Annotated in this window: 19 protein-coding genes and 1 other annotated feature; of the genes, 17 read left to right on the top strand and 2 right to left on the bottom strand. The window is 44.9% G+C overall.

The window, feature by feature from the left end; genetic code table 11:
• The first annotated feature begins 24 nt into the window (after positions 1 to 24).
• The 6 genes from glgB to pulA are packed head-to-tail and all read left to right on the top strand — an operon-like array spanning position 25 to position 9,851.
• On the top strand, positions 25 to 1,944 hold the full coding sequence (glgB, locus tag ACKVDP_RS09930; RefSeq protein WP_409228685.1) for a 1,4-alpha-glucan branching protein GlgB: 1,920 nt from the start codon (positions 25 to 27) through the stop codon (positions 1,942 to 1,944).
• Position 1,945: 1 nt separating this feature from the next.
• The gene (locus tag ACKVDP_RS09925; protein WP_409228683.1) at positions 1,946 to 3,082 is read left to right on the top strand and encodes a glucose-1-phosphate adenylyltransferase; all 1,137 of its coding nucleotides are present in this window, start codon (positions 1,946 to 1,948) and stop codon (positions 3,080 to 3,082) included.
• Positions 3,083 to 3,095: 13 nt separating this feature from the next.
• A complete protein-coding gene (gene glgD / locus ACKVDP_RS09920) occupies positions 3,096 to 4,220 on the top strand; it encodes a glucose-1-phosphate adenylyltransferase subunit GlgD (protein ID WP_409228682.1) in 1,125 nt (374 codons plus the stop codon).
• Positions 4,221 to 4,226: 6 nt separating this feature from the next.
• On the top strand, positions 4,227 to 5,663 hold the full coding sequence (gene glgA / locus ACKVDP_RS09915; protein ID WP_409228681.1) for a glycogen synthase GlgA: 1,437 nt from the start codon (positions 4,227 to 4,229) through the stop codon (positions 5,661 to 5,663).
• Between the two features lies 1 nt (position 5,664).
• Positions 5,665 to 7,917, top strand: a complete 2,253-nt coding sequence (locus ACKVDP_RS09910) for a glycogen/starch/alpha-glucan phosphorylase (RefSeq protein ID WP_409228680.1) — start codon at positions 5,665 to 5,667, stop codon at positions 7,915 to 7,917.
• An 11-nt stretch (positions 7,918 to 7,928) separates the two neighbouring features.
• Entirely contained in the window at positions 7,929 to 9,851 is a 1,923-nt protein-coding gene (gene pulA / locus ACKVDP_RS09905) for a type I pullulanase (RefSeq protein ID WP_409228679.1), read from the top strand.
• A gap of 36 nt (positions 9,852 to 9,887) precedes the next feature.
• Here pulA and ACKVDP_RS09900 read toward each other — a convergent pair whose 3' ends face one another.
• Positions 9,888 to 10,913, bottom strand: coding sequence for a 3D domain-containing protein (locus tag ACKVDP_RS09900; protein ID WP_409228678.1), 1,026 nt, complete (start codon positions 10,911 to 10,913; stop codon positions 9,888 to 9,890).
• 273 nt (positions 10,914 to 11,186) lie between these two features.
• Positions 11,187 to 11,412, top strand: a binding site (T-box leader).
• A gap of 51 nt (positions 11,413 to 11,463) precedes the next feature.
• On the opposite strand from ACKVDP_RS09900, the gene metG reads away from it, so the two are divergent.
• The 5 genes from metG (at position 11,464) to ACKVDP_RS09875 (ending at position 16,019) form a co-directional block, all read left to right on the top strand.
• Positions 11,464 to 13,437, top strand: a complete 1,974-nt coding sequence (metG, locus tag ACKVDP_RS09895) for a methionine--tRNA ligase (protein ID WP_409228677.1) — start codon at positions 11,464 to 11,466, stop codon at positions 13,435 to 13,437.
• A 10-nt stretch (positions 13,438 to 13,447) separates the two neighbouring features.
• Positions 13,448 to 14,230, top strand: a complete 783-nt coding sequence (locus ACKVDP_RS09890; protein ID WP_409228676.1) for a TatD family hydrolase — start codon at positions 13,448 to 13,450, stop codon at positions 14,228 to 14,230.
• A 5-nt stretch (positions 14,231 to 14,235) separates the two neighbouring features.
• A complete protein-coding gene (gene rnmV / locus ACKVDP_RS09885; RefSeq protein ID WP_409228699.1) occupies positions 14,236 to 14,781 on the top strand; it encodes a ribonuclease M5 in 546 nt (181 codons plus the stop codon).
• Positions 14,771 to 15,631 (top strand): 16S rRNA (adenine(1518)-N(6)/adenine(1519)-N(6))-dimethyltransferase RsmA, encoded by an 861-nt coding sequence (gene rsmA / locus ACKVDP_RS09880; RefSeq protein WP_409228674.1) that lies wholly within the window; start codon positions 14,771 to 14,773, stop codon positions 15,629 to 15,631. Before rnmV ends, rsmA begins: the two co-directional genes overlap by 11 nt.
• Positions 15,632 to 15,788: 157 nt before the next feature.
• Complete coding sequence (locus tag ACKVDP_RS09875) at positions 15,789 to 16,019, top strand: glutaredoxin family protein (RefSeq protein ID WP_409228673.1); 231 nt, start codon at positions 15,789 to 15,791, stop codon at positions 16,017 to 16,019.
• Between the two features lie 75 nt (positions 16,020 to 16,094).
• Here ACKVDP_RS09875 and ACKVDP_RS09870 read toward each other — a convergent pair whose 3' ends face one another.
• Positions 16,095 to 16,280, bottom strand: a complete 186-nt coding sequence (locus tag ACKVDP_RS09870; RefSeq protein WP_409228672.1) for a DUF1858 domain-containing protein — start codon at positions 16,278 to 16,280, stop codon at positions 16,095 to 16,097.
• 238 nt (positions 16,281 to 16,518) lie between these two features.
• Between ACKVDP_RS09870 and ACKVDP_RS09865 the strand changes: the two genes are divergently transcribed.
• The 6 genes from ACKVDP_RS09865 (at position 16,519) to ispE (ending at position 22,005) form a co-directional block, all read left to right on the top strand.
• Positions 16,519 to 16,866: a phage holin family protein gene (locus ACKVDP_RS09865; protein WP_409228671.1), complete on the top strand. Its 348-nt coding sequence runs from the start codon at positions 16,519 to 16,521 to the stop codon at positions 16,864 to 16,866.
• A gap of 91 nt (positions 16,867 to 16,957) precedes the next feature.
• Positions 16,958 to 17,257, top strand: coding sequence for an iron-sulfur cluster biosynthesis family protein (locus ACKVDP_RS09860; protein WP_409228670.1), 300 nt, complete (start codon positions 16,958 to 16,960; stop codon positions 17,255 to 17,257).
• Positions 17,258 to 17,646: 389 nt separating this feature from the next.
• Positions 17,647 to 19,008 (top strand): magnesium transporter, encoded by a 1,362-nt coding sequence (gene mgtE / locus ACKVDP_RS09855; RefSeq protein WP_409228669.1) that lies wholly within the window; start codon positions 17,647 to 17,649, stop codon positions 19,006 to 19,008.
• 207 nt (positions 19,009 to 19,215) lie between these two features.
• The gene (gene mgtE, locus ACKVDP_RS09850; protein ID WP_409228668.1) at positions 19,216 to 20,577 is read left to right on the top strand and encodes a magnesium transporter; all 1,362 of its coding nucleotides are present in this window, start codon (positions 19,216 to 19,218) and stop codon (positions 20,575 to 20,577) included.
• A gap of 218 nt (positions 20,578 to 20,795) precedes the next feature.
• Positions 20,796 to 21,056 carry a Veg family protein gene (locus tag ACKVDP_RS09845; RefSeq protein ID WP_409228667.1) on the top strand — a complete coding sequence of 87 codons (261 nt, stop codon included), beginning with the start codon at positions 20,796 to 20,798 and terminating at the stop codon, positions 21,054 to 21,056.
• Positions 21,057 to 21,162: 106 nt separating this feature from the next.
• Positions 21,163 to 22,005, top strand: coding sequence for a 4-(cytidine 5'-diphospho)-2-C-methyl-D-erythritol kinase (ispE, locus tag ACKVDP_RS09840; protein WP_409228666.1), 843 nt, complete (start codon positions 21,163 to 21,165; stop codon positions 22,003 to 22,005).
• Positions 22,006 to 22,074: the final 69 nt, after the last annotated feature.

Genomic DNA, 22,074 nt, shown 5'->3' with positions numbered 1-22,074 from the left:
TGGAAATCGAATGGAGGGCTGGATATGACCGAAAGGAATGAAGTTCAATACTTCTACATAGATGACGGAGAGCTGGATGCGTACCTTTTCCACGAGGGTACCTTCTACAGGGCATATGAATTTATGGGAGCACACCCCTACAAGAAGGGAAGGAAAAAGGGGCATAGGTTTGTGGTCTGGGCTCCAAGGGCCAGAGAGGTTTATCTTACAGGGGACTTCAACGAATGGCATGAGTGGAGTCTCCCAATGGAGAGGATTCCCGGTAGCGGACTCTGGTCAATAGTGGTCCAGGATGTTCAGGAATACGATAAATACAAGTACAGGATAATTGCAGAGACTGGAGAGGTTAGATACAAGGCTGACCCCTTTGCCTTTCATGCAGGGACAAGACCTGAAACGGATTCCAAGGTCTACGATATCAAGGGCTTCAACTGGCAGGATAAAAAGTGGATGAGAAGCAGGAATGAAAATCACCATAATTCCCCTGTTTCAATATATGAAGTGAGCCTGCTCTCCTGGAAGCAGAAGGAGGGAGCGATACCATACTCCTATAGGGAGCTGGCCGACGAACTGGTGAGATATGTTAAGAAAATGGGCTATACCCACATTGAGCTGATGCCCATTGCAGAGCATCCCCTTGACGCATCCTGGGGATATCAGGTCACCGGTTACTTCGCTCCAACCAGCAGATTCGGGACTCCAAAGGATTTCATGTACCTTGTGGACCAATGTCACCAGAACGACATAGGGGTAATCCTTGATTGGGTACCTGCCCATTTCACAAGGGATGACCACGGTCTGGCCAGATTCGACGGAACCTACTGCTTTGAATCACTGGACAGGAACAGGGCAGAGAACGATCAGTGGGGCACATTAAACTTCGACTATTCAAAGCCTGAGGTCCTGAGCTTCCTGATTTCTAACGCGCTGTATTGGCACGACTACTATCATATAGATGGACTTAGGATAGATGCGGTTGCCTACATGCTCTACCTTGATTTTGGTGGGAAGGACATTAGGAACCAATATGGCGGAAGGGAAAACATCGAAGCCATAGAGTTCATAAAGAGGCTTAACTCGATAATATTTGAGAAATATCCCGGCACCATGATGATAGCCGAGGAATCAACTGCCTGGCCAAAGGTAAGCCATCCACTTGATGAAGGTGGACTGGGCTTTAACTACAAGTGGAACATGGGATGGATGAACGATACCTTGAAGTACATGGAGCTTGACCCCATATACAGGAAGGACCATCACCAGGCCCTTACCTTCAGTATGATGTATGCATTTTCCGAAAGGTTCATACTTCCCTTAAGCCATGATGAGGTGGTTCACGGGAAGAAGTCACTCCTGGACAAGATGCCAGGCTTCTATGAGGATAAATTTGCAAATCTTAGGCTGCTTTACCAATATATGTACGCCCACCCAGGAAAGAAGCTCCTGTTCATGGGAGGAGAATTCGGTCAGTTCATTGAATGGAGGGAGTACGAGGGACTTGACTGGCACCTGTTGGATTACGACATGCACCAGAAGCTTCACAAATACGTCAAGGATTTGAACAAGCTGTACATGGAGGAGAAATGCCTGTTTGAGGTGGATACATCCTATGATGGATTCCAGTGGATTGAACACCAGAACTGGCAGGAGAGCATCATCTCCTTTGAAAGAATAGATAAGGAAGACAATAGACTTGTATGCATATTCAATTTTACGCCTGTACCAAGACCCAACTACCCAATAGGAGTATTGGAGAGTGGTACCTATAGGACGGTATTTACAAGTGACCATCAGAGATATGGTGGAAATACCAAGAGAATAAAAAGCTACAAGGCAACAGATGAGAAATTTCACGACAGACCGTACAGCATTAGAGTTGAGCTACCCCCTCTTGGGGCAATGTATCTGAAGCTGAAGGAAGAAAAAAGGACAGGAGGGAAGTAATATGATTGAAAGCAAGGTAGTTGCAATGCTTCTGGCCGGAGGTCAGGGCTCCAGACTAAAGACTTTGACGAAAAAAATAGCCAAACCCGCAGTGCCCTTTGGTGGCAAGTACAGAATCATAGATTTTGCGTTGAGTAATGCAGCGAATTCAGGTATTGATGACATCGGAATACTTACCCAGTACAAGCCCTATCTTCTCAACTCCCACATTGGAATAGGCTCATCATGGGACTATGACAGGAATATGGGTGGGCTAAGGATACTTCCACCATTCACTTCAGAGGACGGTGGACGGTGGTACACAGGAACCGCCAATGCAGTTTATGAGAACATTGACTTCCTGGATGAGATGAATCCAGAGTATGTGCTTATACTTTCAGGGGACCACATCTACAAGATGGACTATTCACAGCTTCTTGTGGCACACAAGGAAAAGGGTGCCGATGTTTCAATCGCGGTTATGGAGGTGCCATGGGAGGATGCATCAAGATTTGGAATAGTGAATGTGAACCAGGAGAACAAAATCGTGGAATTCGAGGAGAAGCCTGATAATCCAAAGAACAATATGGCATCAATGGGTATCTACATGTTCAACTGGAAAGAACTGAGGGAGTACCTCATTAAAGATGACGAGAATCCGGATTCCGACAATGACTTCGGAAAGAACGTGCTTCCAATGATGCTTGAGGAAGGCAAGAAAATGTATGCCTGGGTCTTTGACGGCTACTGGAAGGACGTAGGGACAGTCAAGAGCTATTGGGAAGCAAACATGGACCTTTTGGATCCACTGAATACCTTGGACCTTTACGACAAGAACTGGAGAATCTATACAAGAACAAGAAATCTTCCACCACAATACCTTGCAAGAGGTTCAGCTGTTAAGAATGCCCTGGTAAACGAGGGCTGCTACATCAGAGGGACCCTAAGAAACAGCATACTTTTCAGTGATGTCATAATTGAGGAGGAGGCTGAAGTAATCGACAGCGTGGTCCATTCGGACTGTGTCATCGAAAAGGGTGCCAAGGTCTACAGGGCTGTAATATCAGAGGGGATGAATGTCAAGGCAGGAGAGGTAATCGGACAGAAGGACTCAGAGAAGATTTATCTTGTCTCTGAGGAAGGAATTTCAGTGGAATAAGGAGGCGAAAAGGATGGAAAAATGTCTAGGAATAATTAGCGGTGCAAACATAGAAAACAACTTTGGAGCCCTTTGTGTCCACAGGCCGGTATACATGCTTCCCTTTGCAGGAAGATACAGGCTTATCGACTTTAGTCTATCAAATATGGTCAACTACGGAATCAGGACGGTTGCAGTATATACAGGGGAGAAGGTTAGGTCCACAATGGACCATGTGGAGGATGGAAAGGCATGGGATCTGAACAGGAGGTTCAACGGACTATTCCTTTTTCCTCCCGTAAGCCACGGCTTGTCAGCAAAAAGGACAGGAGAGATTCCCCAGTACTACACCACAAAGGATTTCTTCGAACAGACCAAGGAGAAATATGTATTCATAAACCATCCCAACATACTGGCCAAGGTCAATCTAACAGAGGCCTTCAGGTTTTTCAGGGAGAGCGATGCTGATATAACCTTCATATACAAGAAGCAGCAGGACCCCTTTGGAGAGTATGTAAACACAAACAAGATGAACATCGGGGATGACGGAATGGTTCTTAACATAGGAACAAACCTGGGCACTGAAAGGGAGTTCAACATGTACCTGAAAATGGGCTTTCTGAAGAAGGAGGTTTTCATGAAGCTTGTGAAGGAAGCCATTGAGAGAGGTGAATCCGACAATCTTCTGGAGACCATCCTCATGAACAAGCACAAGTACAAGATCAACAGCTACGAATTCAAGGGACACGTTGAAAACATTAGAAACCTAAAGAGCTTCTATGACGCAAACCTGAACCTGCTGAAAAAAAATATAGCAAGAGAGCTCTTCTACAGTAATGGTACAATATTCACCAAGACAAAGGACGAGCCTTCAACACTCTACACTGAGGATTCCATAGTCCAGAACTCACTTGTTGCAAACGGGTGCGTGATTGAAGGGACAGTTGAGAATTCCATAATCTTCAGGGGTGTTAAGATCAAGAAGGGTGCAATAGTCAAGAATTCAATAATCATGCAGAAATCTGAAATTCATGAAAATGCAGCAGTGATAAATTCCATTATGGACAAGCAGGGAATAGTTGGAGAGGACGTAAGAATAGCCGGAAGCATGCTTATGCCGTTTATAGTGGAGAAAAAGCAGGAAATCAGAAAGGATTGATGGGGAATGAAAATATTATTTGTAGCCTCTGAAATGGCTCCCTTCGCAAAAACCGGAGGGTTGGCAGATGTGGCGGGCTCGCTGCCCTTTGCCCTTCAGAGGGAGGGTCACCAGGTGTCTGTTGTTCTTCCCCTCTATTCAAAGATTGGAGAGAATTTCAGGCAGAAGATGAAAAAGGTCAAGGAGTTTTATGTGGATCTGGACTGGAGACGCCAGTATGCCGGAATTTACCTGTATCAGGAGGATGGTCTGGATGTGTATTTCATAGACAACGAGTATTACTTCCACAGAAATGCCCTTTATGGAATGTATGACGATGGCGAAAGATTTGTATTTTTCAACAAGGCTGTAGTGCATATGATTAAGGAGCTGGACCTTGAAACTGACATAGTCCATGCAAATGACTGGCATACTGGTCTGATTCCCTTGTATATAAGGGACTTTGGAAAGGGTGACCAGTACTACAAAAACATCAAGACTGTTTTTACAATACACAACCTTAAGTACCAGGGGATATTCCCCCCTGAAATTCTTGGGCTTGCGGGGATATCCACGGATTATTTCCACGAGGAAGGTCTGAAGTACTATGAAATGGTCAATTTCATGAAGGCTGGAATCGTCTACTGCGATGCCCTTACAACCGTGTCGCAATCCTATGCCCAGGAGATAAAATACGAATTTTACGGGGAGAGCCTCCAGGGGATAATCAGAAGGCACGAGTACAAGCTGATGGGAATAGTTAATGGAATAGATTACGATTTATACAATCCTGAAACCGACAAGAGGATACCCTATCACTATTCGGTGGAGGATCCAGCCGACAAGGCAAAAAATAAGGAAGTCCTTCAAAGGTCCTTCGGACTTCCCGTCAATGAGGATGTTCCGGTTCTTTCAATGGTATCAAGGCTTGTGGACATGAAGGGACTTGACCTTGTAAGATACATCCTGGATGAGCTTTTACAGGAGGATATCCAGGTTGTTGTCCTTGGAACCGGTGAGAAGGAGTACGAGGATATGTTCAGGCATTTCCAATGGAAGTATCCCGACAAGATGTCAGCACACATCTACTTCAATGAGGAGGAAGCCCATCTGGTATATGCAGGTTCTGACATTTTTCTGATGCCTTCAATGGCAGAGCCCTGTGGAATATCCCAGCTTATTGCCCTAAGGTATGGAACAGTACCTGTGGTGAGGGAAGCGGGGGGACTCAAGGACACCGTGATCCCTTACAACGAGTTCACCCAGGAGGGGACAGGCTTCTCCTTTTCAAACTACAATGCACACGAGCTTCTCCATACAATCAGGAGAGCCCTGGAGGTATATTCCGACAAGGATTCCTGGGATGGCTTGGTAACAAGGACAATGAAAGCAAAACATGATTGGGAAAAGTCCTCAAAGGAATACACCAAGCTGTACAATACACTACTGCACCAGAGGTGGTAATATGACTATTATAGATGAGAAACCGGAGGAAGAAATTCAGAAGATACTTTACCAGCATGGGGCTGTCACCATAGAGGAGGCATCGTCCAAGGAGCTATACAGAGCTGTAAGCTACCACATCAGGGAAACCATAGGAAGGCAGATGTCCCGGACTGAAAAAAACAGCAGAGAGGGAATGACCATGGTGTACATGTCCATGGAATACCTTCCGGGAAGTCTCATGAGAAAAAACATAGATTATCTTGATAAAGGAAAATCCCTCCAGGAAGCCCTTGAAAAAAGAGGCTGTAATCTTCGTGACCTTATTTTGGAGGACAGGGAGCTGGGTCTTGGGTATTCTGATATAGGGTACCTTTCCAACGGACTTATGGATACATTTGCAAGTGGTTCATACAATGCAATCGGCTATGGCCTTCTCTACCGGGAAGGCTATTTCCGTCAGGAAATAGAAAATTTCCAGCAGCTGGAAAAGCCGGACAGCTGGTGGGTAAGGGGCAAGAACTGGCTGTACAAGGGAGACAGAAAATACAGGGTCACAACTGGTGGAAGGGTTGACATATCAATGGGGGACAAGGGTCTGGTCTTTACTCCTGCAGATACAAAGGAGCTGACCCTAAGGTACTATGACCTTCCATATTTAGGCTACAGAAATGGATTTTGCAATCGACTCAGGCTATTTGACCATGAAACCATAACAAGAAGGATAAAGCCTCTTGATGCAACTGCTGAAAACAGAAGGGAAAGGTTCAAACAGGAATATCTACTGGTTTCAGGAGCTCTTCAGGATGTCATAAGTACCCACCTTTCAAATGGGAGGGAGCTGGAAAGCCTCAACGACCACTTCGTCTTCCTGATGATGGACACGAATCTTCTATTGGCAATTCCAGAGATGATGAGGATACTTGTTGACCAATACAAGCTGGAGTGGGACGATGCCTGGGAGATTACATCGGATGCATTTTTCTACACCCCCCTTGTACCTCTTGAGGATACTCTGCTGACCCTGGAAGGAAAGACCTTCAGGGAATGGCTTCCAAGGCTATGGATGGTTCTTGAGGAGATTCACCACAGATACCTTGACAGGCTGAAAAGCACGGGGAAGGCTGAGGATGGAGGCGTAGAGTCATCAGGAATACTCTGGGATGACCAGGTAAGGCTATACAACATACCTGGTGCTGGAGTATATGAAGGACCGCCAATTGGATATCCCTTGGCTGTATCCCACAGAAGGTGGATCCTGTCGGGGAACCCTCCCCTAAGGGACCTTATTGAAGCCTATTTGGGTCAGGACTTTGTTGAGAATCCTGGAGTTGTCAAAGAGCTTCTTAAAAAGGAGGAAGACAGGGAATTCCTGGTTAGGATTTCTGAGGTGAAGGAGAGGAACAAGGAGCTCCTATGCCAGGAGCTGTACAGAAAAGAGGGAATAGTTCTAGATTCAAACACCGTATTTCACGGATATCTCAAGGATGTTTCAGCATCAAACAGGCAGCTTCTCATGCTCCTTTGGATTCTGGACCAATACCTGATGCTAAAGGACAATCCAAACATTGACATGATTCCAAGGACCATATTCATTGGTGGCAAGGCAGCGGCAAATGATTTTGAAGGCAAGGACATAATCAGGCTGGCCAGCAGATTGGCCCATGTAATCAACAGGGACAGGACAATCAAGGAGAAGCTGAAGCTCATATTTGTTCATGACCTTTCCCTGAAGAAGGAGGAATTTGTTTATCCTGCCCTGGATATAACCCACTCCCTTACCACGCCAACAAAGGGAGGACTCCATCTGGCTGGACTAACGGCAATGATTAACGGAGCGGTTGCAATAGGAAGCAATGAAGAGACCAATATACTTCTTGGAGGTCACACAAAGGACAGCTCAATGGAGCTTTTTGGAATAACTGCAGAAGAAGTGGAAAGATGCTATAATACCAAGGAATACAATTCTCAGGAATACTACTATTTGAACAGGGATATCAGGAGGGCTGTGGATGCTCTTCTAGGCAAGAAGGATTTAATAGATGAAGGAGAATTTAGGGGAATCCACGACATGCTCCTTAAGTACAACGACAATAATTTCGTCCTAAGGGACTTTAAAGAGTATAAGAAGAGGATACAGACCATGGAAGCGGACTACCTGACCGGTGATAAATGGACCGCAAAGATGCTGTATAACATAGCCTTGATCAGCGAATTCGCATCAGATGTCGTTGTGGCAAGGTATGCGAAAAAAATGCAGCAGACATCCAAATAGGAGGATCAGATATGTCAGTACACATGAAGATAACAACAGACAAGAAGCTTGGGATGGATTACAGCCCGGAAATGACCATTTTCAGGGTATTCTCCCCTGTAAGAAGTGACATAACCCTGAGGGTCTATGAGGATTCCAAAAGCATCAGAAGAAAGGAATACCCAATGAAAAAGGATGAGGATGGAACCTTTTTCATAGAGATAGAAGGTGACCTGAAGGGCAGATACTACACTTATGTAGTTGAAGGAAAATATGAGGTGACCGACCCCTACAGCATCGGGTCATCCTGCAATTCCTTAAGGTCAGCCATAATAGACCTTAGGGATACTGATCCCGAGGGGTGGCATGACCACCGTGAACCTGGGGAGATATCCCCTGTGGATGCATTCATCTATGAGACCCACATAAAGGATTTTTCGGGAGATGAAACCTCAGGGGCAGGTCGAAAGGGAACATATCTGGGTATGGCTGAAGGAGGAACAAGGTATAAGGACCTGAAGACCGGAATCGATCACCTTGTTGAGCTTGGGATAACCCATGTGCACCTGATGCCTGTTAATGATTTTATTTCCGTTCGTGAGGAAAGGGAGTATGCCAACAGGGATGACAACTATAACTGGGGCTATGACCCGGAGCTATACAACGTGCCTGAGGGGTCCTATTCAATGGATCCTCACAGGGCAGAAACCAGGATCATGGAGTTCAAGACCCTTGTCATGGCACTTCATCAGGCAGGGCTGAAGGTGGTTCTAGATGTTGTTTACAACCACACCTTCAGGAGCAGGGATTCAAACTTCAATATTCTGGTTCCGGATTATTATTACAGAATAACCGAGGACGGTTCCTTCTCAAACGGGTCAGGTGTTGGTAACGAGCTGGACACACAGAACCCCATGACCAGAAGGTTTATACTGGACAGCCTTGAGTATTGGCTAAAGGAGTACAGGGTTGATGGTTTCAGGTTTGACCTGATGGCACTTATTGATATAGATACGGTTGAAATGGCTGTTGAAAGGCTCAGAAAGATAAAGAAGGACGTCCTGATATACGGAGAGCCCTGGATGGGTGGAATAACCACCCTACCTTCACAAAAGACAACCTCTAAGGGTAAGCAGGGACGGCTTCACTTCTCCCTTTTCAACGACAACTTCAGAAATGCAATAAAGGGTGACAACGACGGGTATGAGCTGGGGTTTGCCCAGGGTAATCTGGACCATAAGAGGGCAACTGAAACCGGGATCGCCGGGTCCATATTCTATGACGAGTCAAGGATTGGTTTTGCCTCAATGGCAAGGGAGACCATAAACTATGCCAACTCCCATGACAATCTGATTCTCCAGGATAAGCTCCTTAAGGTGTTTCCAAACAAGACCGGGGAAGAAATCAAGGATTACAACAAGTTTATCCATGCAATCCTGATCCTCTCCCAGGGCGTCCCCTTCATTCATGCAGGAAACGAGTTCCTCAGGACCAAGGGAGGCAGGGAGAACACCTACAATGCCCCACTTTCCATAAATGGAATTGACTGGTCTCTTAAGGAGGAGAACCTGGATTTTTTCAACTACATCAAGGACCTGATCAGCTTCAGAAAGGACAGGGCCGAGTTCAGGATGGACGATCCGGAAGAAATCAGGGAAAAGCTAAGGTTCATAGAGGATGGAGCAAGCTGTCCTGTTATAGCTTATACCATAAGGGGGAATGGAGGGTATCTTCTGGTGATCCACAATGCCACCCAGGCATCCTGCCTCTTGCCCCATTCAGTCATAAAAAGGCACATTCAGGCACAGGATGAGCGGAAGGTCGCTGACCTTTCCATTCGATGTCTTTTCGATCAGGAAGGCCTTGCAAACGGGGGAGGGGAGTTCAGGCACCCCCATGGAATTGAAAACGCCCCTGTCAGCACAAAGGTGTTTGAGCTGAAAATTAGGGAATGAAAAAATAGATATCGCAAAAGCGATATCTATTTCAGTTTAGTCCAGAATATAGACCTTTACATCTCTTCGTCCGAAGCTCATGGCAGCGGCGTTAGAATTGTAAAACAGGTCGATCTTATATCCCTTAATTGCTCCTCCAGTATCTTCAGCTATAGCAAATCCATAATCTCTCGATCCATCCAGGGACTCCACATAAAGCTTGGTCCCCAAGGGAATGACGCGAGGGTCAACTGCCACGGTTCCAGGTCGTGCAGTTGTTCCTGAGGCTGTAATTCCATAGCCCGGGTCACCAGGTCTCTTTCCAGTGCTTGCAAAGGAAAGATCATAGGCGCTGGCATTTAAGATTAGTGCCTCTTTAAATCGCACATCTCCTCTTGATGTGGATACCACATCGTTGACTCCTCTCTCGATTACCTGAGAGACGGGCTCCGACACTACGGTATCAAGGACTACGACAGATGAAGACATTTCACCATTAATGTATATATCCTTAATGTGTGATCTTTTTGATCCGTCTTTTCCTTCCTGGAGAGTATTTGTAATACCCTTGTCCAGTCTTATGTTATTTATTACCTCTGTCTCAAATGGAATAGAGGTGTTTTCCACCCTCAGCTTTTCCTCAACCTGGAAAAACTCTATCGTGGTATTTGTCCTTACTTCTGAATCCAAGGCAGGTGTTGAAAAATCCTTGGGTCCGATATTTATGTCTGCGTCTTCAAGAATGTCTTCAACCCTCGTGTTGTAGGATTTGAGTTCATACACATCATCCTTGAAAACAACTGTGTACGTTTTTGGGTCTGTTACGGTAATCTTTAATCCTGGTGTCAATAGTGTGTCCAGACCGGGCTCAACAAGTGTATCCTTGCCAAACTCAATCTCCTCGTCCATTAGAAGCTCCTCAACTGTTGCTGAATATGAGACCATCTGAACCGTCTCACCCTCCACTGTGAGTGTTATTTCTGCCCCCTGGTAGGAACTAACTCCCAATGATATTGTCATTACTATAGCTAGAAGTAAGAGGACCACTACCTTTTTAGCCGAGTTGGCTCTGGTATTGTCCATAATTCTCCTCCTTTAATTTTGTTACAGATTGTAACCAATTTGTAACTATTTGTGATGCTCCATGTATAATAAACCAAAAAATCCAACTTGTCAAATTTTTGCTAATATATCCGGAATATTCTGACAATGAGATTGGTGTAAAGGTGGCTGTAAGCATTGGTATTGCAACGGTTTGAGGGCATTTAAGCAAAAAACTAATCTACAGGAGATATTGCGATTTCTCAAAAACTTGACTAATTCACCAAATAGGCTATAATATTTAGTAATCGAGACTTAAAGGTAATGAAGGGAAGAGTAGAGGTCTACTTTCTTAAGAGAGCCGGGGATGGTGGAAAACCGGTGAAAGGAAGCTTGTCGAAGATGGTCCCTGAATTTTCCGGCCGATATGTAGGCCGGGACGGCGGCAGTCGTTAAGTTGCAAGGTTAAGAACCTGCTGAGGTCAGCATTGCGAGATGCTGATAATTAGAGTGGTACCGCGAAGTAGCCTTCGTCTCTATTGAGATGGAGGCTTTTATAATTTAAAAATATATTAAGGAGAGGAAGAGGCAGATGAAAAAGACGTTTTATTTGACCACACCCATTTACTATCCCAGTGACAACCTTCATATCGGACATACCTACACTACGGTTGCAGCGGACAGCATAAAGAGATATAAGAAGCTCCAGGGGTACGACGTATTCTTTACAACAGGCTCAGACGAGCACGGCCAGAAGATCCAGGAGAAGGCTCAGGAGAACAACATGACTCCAAAGGCGTATGTTGACAAGATAGTTGCGGACATCAAGGACCTGTGGAAGATGCTTGAGATCGACTACGATTCATTCATAAGGAGCACCGACGAGCACCACGAAAAGGCCATAGCTGACATCTTTACAAAGCTTTATGAAAAGGGAGAAATCTACAAGGACCAATACGAGGGGGCATACTGCACACCTTGTGAATCCTTCTGGGCTGAGTCACAGCTGGTTGATGGCAACAAGTGCCCGGACTGTGGAAGGGAGACCCACCTTGAAAAGGAGGAGGCATACTTCTTCAAGCTTTCCAAATACAGGGACAAGCTTCTTAAGCTTTACGAGGACAACCCGGGCTTCATACAGCCTGAAAGCAGAAAAAACGAGATGATCAACAACTTCCTAAAGGACGGACTGGATGATTTGAGCGTATCCAGAAGCAGCTTTGACTGGGGAATCAAGGTACCCTTTGATGACAAGCACGTTGTATACGTATGGATAGATGCCCTGTCATGCTACCTTACAGCCCTTGGCTATGGAACTGACAATGAGGAGAACTTCAATAAGTTCTGGCCGGCCGATGTACATCTTGTGGGTAAAGAAATAGTTAGGTTCCATACAATAATATGGCCTGCAATTTTAATGGCCCTTGACCTGCCGCTGCCGAAGAAGGTCTTCGGCCACGGCTGGATCCTCTTTGATGATGACAAGATGTCAAAATCAAAGGGAAACATCATCTATCCGGAGCCAATAATTGACCTTTATGGAATAGATGCCTTCAAGTACTTCCTCTTGAGGGAATTCTCATTCGGCCAGGACGGGTCCTTCTCAAGGGAGAAGTTCCTGCAAAGGCTGAACTCAGACCTTGCAAATGACCTGGGCAACCTTGTGAGCAGAACCGTATCAATGGTTGAAAAATACAACGATGGTATTCTTCCATCACCAAAGAAGACCGAGGAGATCGACGATTCACTTATCCAGATGGCAACAGGGACAGTCCACAAGGTGGATGCCTTTATGGAGAACCTGAACTTTTCAAATGCCCTTGAAGAGGTATGGAAGCTGATCAGAAGGACCAACAAGTACGTTGACGAGACCATGCCCTGGAAGGAAGAGAATGCTGACAGACTTGACACAATTCTCTACAACCTGTCAGAAAGTCTGAGGATCGTTTCAATCCTCATCAAGCCCTTTATGGTAATGACATCAGATGAAATCAGAAAGCAGCTTGGAATAGATGAAGAGGTGGTCTGGGACAATGCCAAGGAGTGGGGTCTCCTTATTGAAGGCACCAAGGTGAAAAAGGGCGGCATCATATTCCCAAGACTTGACATCCAGGCCGAGCTTGAAAGACTGAACAACGCCAACAATGCACTTATAGAGAAGAGAATGGCAGCCAAGAATGCCAACAAGCCTGAAGAAAAAGCAGTGGTGGCAGAGGCGGCAGAGGAGACAGAAGAGGAAGAGCTGATCACAATAGACGACTTTGCCAAGGTCAAGTTCAAGGTGGCCAAGGTTGTTGCCTGTGAGGACCATCCTAAGGCCGACAAGCTCCTTGTGCTGACCCTTAAGGTGGGGGATGAGGAAAGACAGGTTGTATCAGGCATAAAGCAGTGGTACGCACCTGAGGACCTTATAGGAAAGAAAGTTATTGTGGTGGCCAACCTGAAGCCTGTTAAGCTGAGAGGCATAGAATCAAGGGGAATGATACTTGCAGCCCAGGATGCTGACGGAAAGCTGACACTCCTTTCAACCCTTGAGGACATTGAAGACGGAGCAACAGTTTCATAGGAGGTAATTTATGTTAATAGACAGTCATGCCCATCTGGATGACCGCAGGTTTGACCCAGACAGGGAGAAACTCATAGGAAGTTTGAAGGACAATGGAATAGATATGGTTATAAATGTAGGGGCTGATGTGGATTCCAGCAGAGCTGCTGTTGACCTTGCAAAAAAACACGATAACATATATGCCGTGGTGGGGGTTCATCCCCATTCGGCAAAGGATCTTGAGGGAGGGGACCTGAGGGAGATCAGGGAGCTCCTAAAGGAGGACAAGGTCGTTGCCATCGGTGAAATCGGCCTTGACTTCTACTATGACAACTCCCCCAGGGATATTCAGAGAAAATGGTTCAAGGAACAGATTGAGCTTGCAAAGGAATTGGACCTTCCCGTCGTTATCCACACAAGGGATGCGGCCCAGGAGACCTTTGACATCCTCAAGGAGGCGGCAGGTGATGGAAGGCTAAAGTGTCTGCTTCACTGCTATTCAGGCAGTGCGGAGATGGCAGTGGAATATCTGAAACTGGGCTTTTTTATTTCCCTTGGGGGCCCTGTCACCTTCAAGAATGCCAGGGTTTCACGTGAGGTTGCAAAGGTGGTACCCCTTGACAGGCTCCTGATTGAGACAGACAGTCCATACCTTACCCCGGAGCCATACAGGGGAAAGAGAAACGAGCCCATGTATGTGAAGTATGTAGCCCAAAGGATTGCCCGGGAAAAGGGAGTCACCTTCCAGGAGGTTGCCCAGGCAACTAGTGAGAATGTGTTCAGGTTCTTTGGAATCCAAAGAAAGGGTCAGTGAAGCATATGATCAAGGAAGTGATAGTGGTTGAAGGAAAAGATGATATCTCAGCGGTAAAGGCAGCCCTTCAGTGCGAAGTGATTGCCACAAATGGATTTGGATATGGAAGAAAGTTGATAGAGACCCTAAAGTCCATCCACAGGAGAAGGGGAATAATAATCCTGACAGATCCCGACTACGGTGGAGAGAGGATAAGAAGAGACCTATCAAAGCACATCCCCGACTGCAAGCATGCATTCCTTCCCCAGGGAAAGGCTCTCAAGAAGGGCAACATCGGTATAGAGAATGCAACTCCTGAGGACATAAGGGAAGCCATAGAAAAGGCAAGGCCAAACCTGGTTGAGGCTGAAGAGAATTTCCAAAGAGAAGATCTGCTTTTGTTTAACCTGGCAGGAGGACCCGGCTCCAAGGAAAAGAGGGAAAAGCTTGGGGAGATTCTCGGAATAGGATACACCAACGGAAAGCAGCTCTTGAACAGACTGAACAATCTTGGGGTGTCCAGGGAGGAATTTTTAAAGGCAATGGAAAGGATAGAAAAGGATGGAGAATAAAAGACTGTATTCCCCAAGCCAGGTAAGGGAGGTTCTGGACCGTCACGGTTTCACCTTCTCTAAGGGGTTGGGACAGAATTTCCTCATAGACGGAAATATCGTAAGAAAAATTGTAAAAAGCGCTGACATAACAAAGGATGACTATGTCATTGAAATTGGTCCAGGCATGGGAACCCTTACAGAGGAGCTGGCCCTCAATGCAAAGAAGGTCATAGCCATTGAGATAGACGAAAGGTTGAGACCTGTCCTTGCTGAAACCCTGGAGCCCTATGACAATGTGGATGTTGTCTATGGAGATGTATTGAAGCTGCCCTTGAAGGAGATAATAGAAGACAAGTGCGAAGGCCAATCTGTGAAGGTTGTTGCCAATCTTCCATACTATGTTACAACCCCCATAATAGGAAGGCTTATTGAAGAGGACCTTCCCCTCCAATCCATCAGTGTTATGGTCCAGAAGGAGGTTGCCGACCGGATGGTTGCAAAGCCCCACACCAAGGACTACGGATCACTTACCCTCTTTGTGGGCTTCTACACTGAGCCCCAGATAATGATGAAGGTTCCAAAGACAGTTTTCATGCCCCAGCCAAAGATAGACAGCTCGGTTATTAAGCTAAATGTCAGGAAGGAGCTTCCGGACACCAACAGGGACAGCTACTTCAAGCTGGTGAGGGCAGCCTTTTCCAAAAGGAGGAAGACCCTTATAAATGCCCTTTCAACCTATGGTCTCCTGGCAGACAAGGAAGCGATCAGGGAAGCGCTGAAGCGTGCGGGAATAGAGGAGTCGGTCCGGGGAGAGGACCTGGAGATGGACGACTACGTCCGCCTTGCAAGAGAGCTACCCAACCTATAACAAGACAAAAAACACAAAAAGAACCGGTCCCTTTGTGTTATTTTTAGGGGACGGTTTATGAATTAGCTTTGTGGGTAGAAAAGAAATAGAGATTTGTTGACAATTATACCCTGAGGGGGTACAATGATGTCAGGAATTAAATTAAGGGGGAATTGATGTGAACGAAGTTATAGTTTATACAAGCAGTACATGTCCTTACTGTACACTTGCAAAGAATCATCTTACTGAAAAAGGTGTTTCCTATGTTGAGAAAAATGTTTCAACTGACAAGGATGCAAGAAAAGAATTGATGGCAATGGGACACATGGGTGTTCCTGTGGTTGTAATCAATGGTAATGAAATAGTAGGCTTTGACAAGGAGAAGATCGACTCACTTCTGGATGCATAAGGTTTAACAGGAAAATAAAAAACGCTGAGATGAATTTCATCCCAGCGTTTTATTTTTGATTCAGTTTTTACTCAATTAGTTGTTCAGAGCTTCCATAAGCTTGTTAAGGTCTAGTCCGTGTACCATGGCTGCTTCTTCCAGACTTTCCATCTGGCTTGAAGGACATCCTACACAACCCATGCCGAATCTAAGTAGAATTTCTATAGCTTCAGGCTTTTTCCTAATAAGCTCACCGATAAGCATATCTTTAGTTACTTGCATTGATACTTCCCTCCTTTTAATCCTTAGTAATATAGTAGCATATAAACTCTGATATTGCTACATTTATTTTTGAACTTTTTCTAAGATATTGACACCTGCTTATGTATCCATAACAAACACCGGGGACGGTTCTTTTTGTTTTTTGACATCTATAGCTCCCAAGGACATCCACCACTAAAGCCCTCCTATTGTTTGAATATCCCTGGAACAGGATATATATAACTGAGGAGGGATGCTTATGAAAAACAGGGGTATATTTGCATTGCTTATTAAGATCCTGGTATCTGCGGTTGTTCTTGGAATAGCTGCTTTTTTCACACCAGGATTCTCCATAGCGGGAGGCTTTGGAACCCTTTTTATAGCAGCTGCTGTAGTTGGACTGTTAAGCTGGGCAGCAGTAGAATTTCTAGGAGTCAAGGCTTCGCCCTTTGGAGCGGGATTGACCGGATTTTTGGTAAGTGCGGCTATCCTTTATCTGACCAGATATATAGTTGACGGATTTTCAATTACCTTGTTTGGAGCTCTGTTGGGAGCATTGGTGCTGGGGATCGTGGACTTCATAATTCCAGGTAGGAGATTTAAATAATTATTTTAAATTTGACTTGACTACAAAAATATTATATTGTAGAATAAAGAAAGCAATACCGTACAGGGGTATATAAAGAAGGAGGAATATGATGAATATCGAAATTACAAGTACAGCCAAGGATGAGCTGAAGAAAGTACTTGCAAATAAGAAGAACGAAGACAAATTGTTGAGAATCTATATCGCAGGCTATGGTTGAGGCGGTCCTACATTTGGATTGGCTCTGGACGAGCTAAAAGATGAGGACATTGAGGTTAAGGTTGAAGATTTCCATTTTGTTATGGAAGATCTAATCACTGAGAATTTCGGAAGCTTTACTGTTGATTTCAGCGACAACTGGTTAAGACGTGGATTCAGCGTTTATCCAGACGGAGTTGCATCAAGCTGCTAATTTGATTTAATTCTGGGACAGGCCAATATGGTCTGTCTTTTTTTGTGTGCCATCAGCCTGGGGATTTCTGGACAAGCTCGACATGGCCCTCTGTCATTCTGAACATCGCGAAGAATCTAATCTTTCACTACAACTTTCCACTTTCCACTTTTTACTTCTTACTTCTTTAGATTTCACCTAAAAGTGTTACCCATGCCCTGGTTAAATCTATCAATCTTGAATTGTGAATTAGTAAAAAACTGTGTTATAATAAAGGATAGACAAGAAACAGAAGGGAGTGATGATTATGGATTCCAGTCCTTTACCCGACAGTTGCATAAAGACATTTTGGAGCCATGGTCAGAGCTCTGACCGGAGGTTCCTCCAATAATACTTAAGGGGGGAATACTATGGATGAACTAAAGACAATTGATGAAATCCTGGAGGAGATTCTGGACTTGATTGAGGAAAAGAAGTATGTCCAGATAAAAAAGACACTACAGGAACTTAACGAGGTAGATATAGCAGATGTCCTGGATGAGCTTGACTTGCACGACACCCTGCTTATATTCAGGATGCTGCCTAAGGATTTGGCGGTTGATGTTTTCGCACATTTTGAACATGATCGACAATTGGAAATAATCGAAGCGATAACCGATAAGGAGGTTAAGAATATCGTAGAGGAGCTGTTCTTTGACGATATGATTGACCTTATCGAGGAGATGCCTGCAAACATTGTCAAGAAGGTGCTGAAACACTCCACTGAGGAAGAGAGAAAGCTGATAAATCAGTTCCTTATGTACCCTCAGGAATCAGCAGGAAGCATAATGACAATAGAATATGTGGATCTGAAGAAGCAAATGACCGTTGGGGAAGCCCTCAAGCACATAAAGGAGACAGGGATAACAAAAGAGACTGTGTACACCTGCTATGTCACTGACCAAAACAGAAAGCTGGAAGGGATAGTGTCCCTGAGGCTTCTTGTTGTATCAGACAAGGAAGCTGTCATAGAGGACCTGATGGAGGACGATATAATATACGCAAACACCCACGATGACCAGGAATCTGTCGCTGGACTCTTTAGAAAGTACGGATTTCTTGCAATTCCAGTTGTGGATAATGAAAAGAGACTAACAGGTATAATTACTGTTGATGATATCATGGAAGTAATGGAGCAGGAGGCGACGGAGGACTTCCAGAGGATGGCTGCCATGGCTCCCTCCGAGGAAGCTTATCTTAACACCAAGGTTATGGTCCTTGCCAAACAAAGGATCCTTTGGCTCCTGATTCTAATGGTTTCAGCCACAATTTCAGGCAATATCATTTCACGCTATGAGGATATATTAAGCGCAGTTGTTGTACTTACATCCTTTGTTCCGATGCTTATGGACACGGGAGGAAACTCCGGCAGTCAGTCCTCAACACTTATAATCCGTGGACTGGCCACTGGGGAAATCCAGATGAAGGACGCCCCAAAGGTTCTATGGAAGGAGTTTAGGATTGCACTTATGGTTGGTGGTGCCCTTGCAGCGGTTAATTTCCTCAGGCTTCTCTTTATTGTAAGAACCGATTATCTGATTGGAATATTGGTATCTCTTACACTCATGTTTACTGTTGTAATAGCAAAGCTTTTGGGAGGGATGCTACCCATAGCCGCAAAAAAGCTTAAGCTGGACCCTGCAATCATGGCAGGACCCCTGATAACTACAATAGCTGATGCATTGAGCCTTATTGTATACTTTTCAATGGCCTCAATCCTATTGGGAATATAGCAAATGGATGATTTAAATCAATATCAAAGCAAATATTAAAACATAAAGTATAGATCCAAACCATTAATCTTGGAAACAAGAATTCGAAAAGGAGTGATGATTGTGGACTCGAGTCCTTTACCCGACAGTTTTAAGAAGACATTTTGGAGCCATGGTCAGAGCTCTGACTGGAGGTTCCTCCAAAAATAACCAAAAAGGAGGAATAATATGGATGAATTAAAAACAATAGATGAAATCCTTGAGGAGATTCTTCAGCTGATTGAGGATAAGAAATACTTCAGGATCAAGAAAATCCTGGAGGACCTTAACGAGGTGGACATAGCGGAAATCCTTGATGAGCTGGATCTGCACAATACCCTACTAATTTTCAGGATGCTTCCAAAGGATTTGGCGGTTGAGGTTTTCGCCCACTTTGAGGCAGAGAGTCAAAGGGAAATAATTGAAGCCATAACCGACAAGGAGGTCAAAAATATAGTTGAGGAGCTGTTCTTTGACGATATGATCGACCTTATTGAGGAGATGCCTGCAAACATAGTAAGCAAGGTACTTAAGCACTCCACAGCTGAGGAGAGAAAGCTGATTAACCAGTTTTTGAAGTATCCACCGGACTCAGCGGGAAGCCTAATGACGATCGAGTATGTGGAGCTGAAGCAATCCATGACCGTCAAGGAGGCCATGGAGCATATCAAGGAGACCGGTCTTGCAAAGGAAACGGTCTATACCTGTTATGTCACAAACAGGAACAGGAAGCTTGAGGGAATAATATCATTAAGGCTACTGGTGGTCTCCCCTGAGGAGGCAGTTATTGCAGACCTGATGGAGGACGATGTAATATATGTTGAAACCCATGACGACCAGGAAACGGTAGCAACCGTGTTCAGAAGATACGGATTCCTGGCTCTTCCTGTAGTGGATAAGGAGAAAAGACTAACGGGTATAATCACAGTTGATGACATCATGGACGTCATGGAGCAGGAGGCCACAGAGGACTTCCAGAGGATGGCGGCAATGTCACCATCTGATGACCCGTATATGACATCAAGCGTATTCAATCTTGCGAAGCAGAGAATCGTCTGGCTCCTGGTGCTGATGGTTGCAGCAACCATATCAGGGCAGATAATCAGCAGCTATGAGGGAATCCTCAGCTCCGCTGTAATCCTTGCATCCTTTATGCCCATGCTTATGAACACCGGAGGTAGCTCCGGAAGCCAGGCTTCAACCCTGGTGATCCGTGGTATGGCAACAGGTGAAATAGAGCTCAGAGATGCGGCCAAGGTCCTCTGGAAGGAGTTCAGGATAAGCATTGTGGTAGGGGTTGCTCTGGCCATAGTAAATTTTGGAAGACTTATGCTAATTACCAGGGCTGGATTTCTGGTATCCCTAACAGTATCCCTAACCCTTGTGGTTACGGTTGTAATCGCAAAGCTGCTTGGAGGACTGGCACCAATGGCTGCAAAGGTATTTAAGCTTGACCCCGCAATAATGGCTGGGCCCCTGATCACTACATTTGTTGATGCAATCAGCTTGATTGTCTATTTTTCAATTGCCACAATGCTTCTGGGAGTTTAGTGAAACATGGGATGTGTCAAGAACAAATATATTAAATATTTTTTAAAAATAAATATAAAGCGTGTAATTGACAAATTAGGGGTATAATAGTATAATAATTCGTTTGCTTGACAATACCTTCCAATTGTGCTATACTACTAACATGATGAGTGTCCCTAACACACTCCTTCTGTCCCCAGAGTTTGGGAGAATAAAATGGAAGGTGGTTCTCTAACCGTATGAATAGTGTAGCTCAGATCAAAAAAGACCTGGAAGGGTGCATAGGCAAAAAAGTAAGACTCAGAGCAAACAGAGGTAGAAAGAAGACAACAGTGAGAGAGGGAGTACTTGAATCAGCCTACCCAAGCTTATTTGTAGTTAGGATAAGCAATGATTATGAAAGCACAAGGACGGTTTCATATACCTATTCCGATGTGTTGACATCAACAGTTGAAGTTACAATCTGTGACGAAGCAGAAAGACTTATAAGTATTTCTTAAGACAACCTACCGCATGGTAGGTTTTTCTATGCCGAAATATATTTATACATGAGCCTTTATGGTATAATGGTCTGGAATAAATCTAGAGAAAATGGAGAGATTCACATTGAGAATAGAAGAGAATGCCTACGGCAAGATAAATCTTGCCCTGGATGTATTATACAAAAGGGATGATGGCTACCACGAAATTAACAGCATCATGCAGCAGATCAGCCTCCATGATACAGTTATCATAGAGGAGAGCGGCTATGGTGTTAAAATAGAATGTGACAACAACCTTGTCCCCCTTGACCACACAAACCTTGTGCACAAGGCCTGGGAAGAGCTAGCTAGGCTTACAGGTACAAAGACCGGCATAAAAGTCAAGATTCATAAGAATATACCCGTAGCTGCAGGCCTGGCAGGTGGAAGCTCCAACGGGGCGGCTGTCCTCAGGGGGCTTAACAGGATGTGGGGTCTTGGAATGACTGGAAGGGAGCTTATGGATATTGGAGCAGGGATTGGAGCGGATATCCCCTTTTGTGTACTGGGAGGGACAGCCCTTGCAGGGGGAATAGGTGAAAAGCTCACAAGCCTTAAATCCTTCAGGGACAAGCATGTACTTTTGGCAAATCCGGGAATTGGGATTTCAAGCGCCTATGCCTACAGCAGACTGATCATCCAGAAGAACCACAGGCCCATGGAGCCCATGCTCCAATGTATAGAAAATGACGACTTGGATTGCCTGGCTGAGGAAATGTTCAATGTGTTTGAAGCTGCCATAATTCCAGAAAATCCAATAATCGGTGAAATTAAAAGAACCATGGAGAAGAACGGAGCACTTGGAGCCCTTATGAGCGGAAGTGGAGCATCTGTGTTCGGGCTTTACGACGATTTTGAAAAACTTGAATTTGCCAAAAAGAAGCTACAGGATAGTATTCCCTATTTATTCCATGTGACTACGATTTAGAACCAAAATGCCCAGGAACCCCTTCCTGGGGATTTTCTAGATGTTCCTGCTTCAATAGGGCTGAAATAG

This window comes from Gudongella ferriphila, assembly GCF_046224405.1.
In the GTDB taxonomy this organism is placed as follows: domain Bacteria; phylum Bacillota; class Clostridia; order Tissierellales; family Tissierellaceae; genus Gudongella.
The sequence above is the reverse complement of the archived record's forward strand: the minus strand, read 5'-3'. Positions and strand labels throughout refer to the sequence as shown.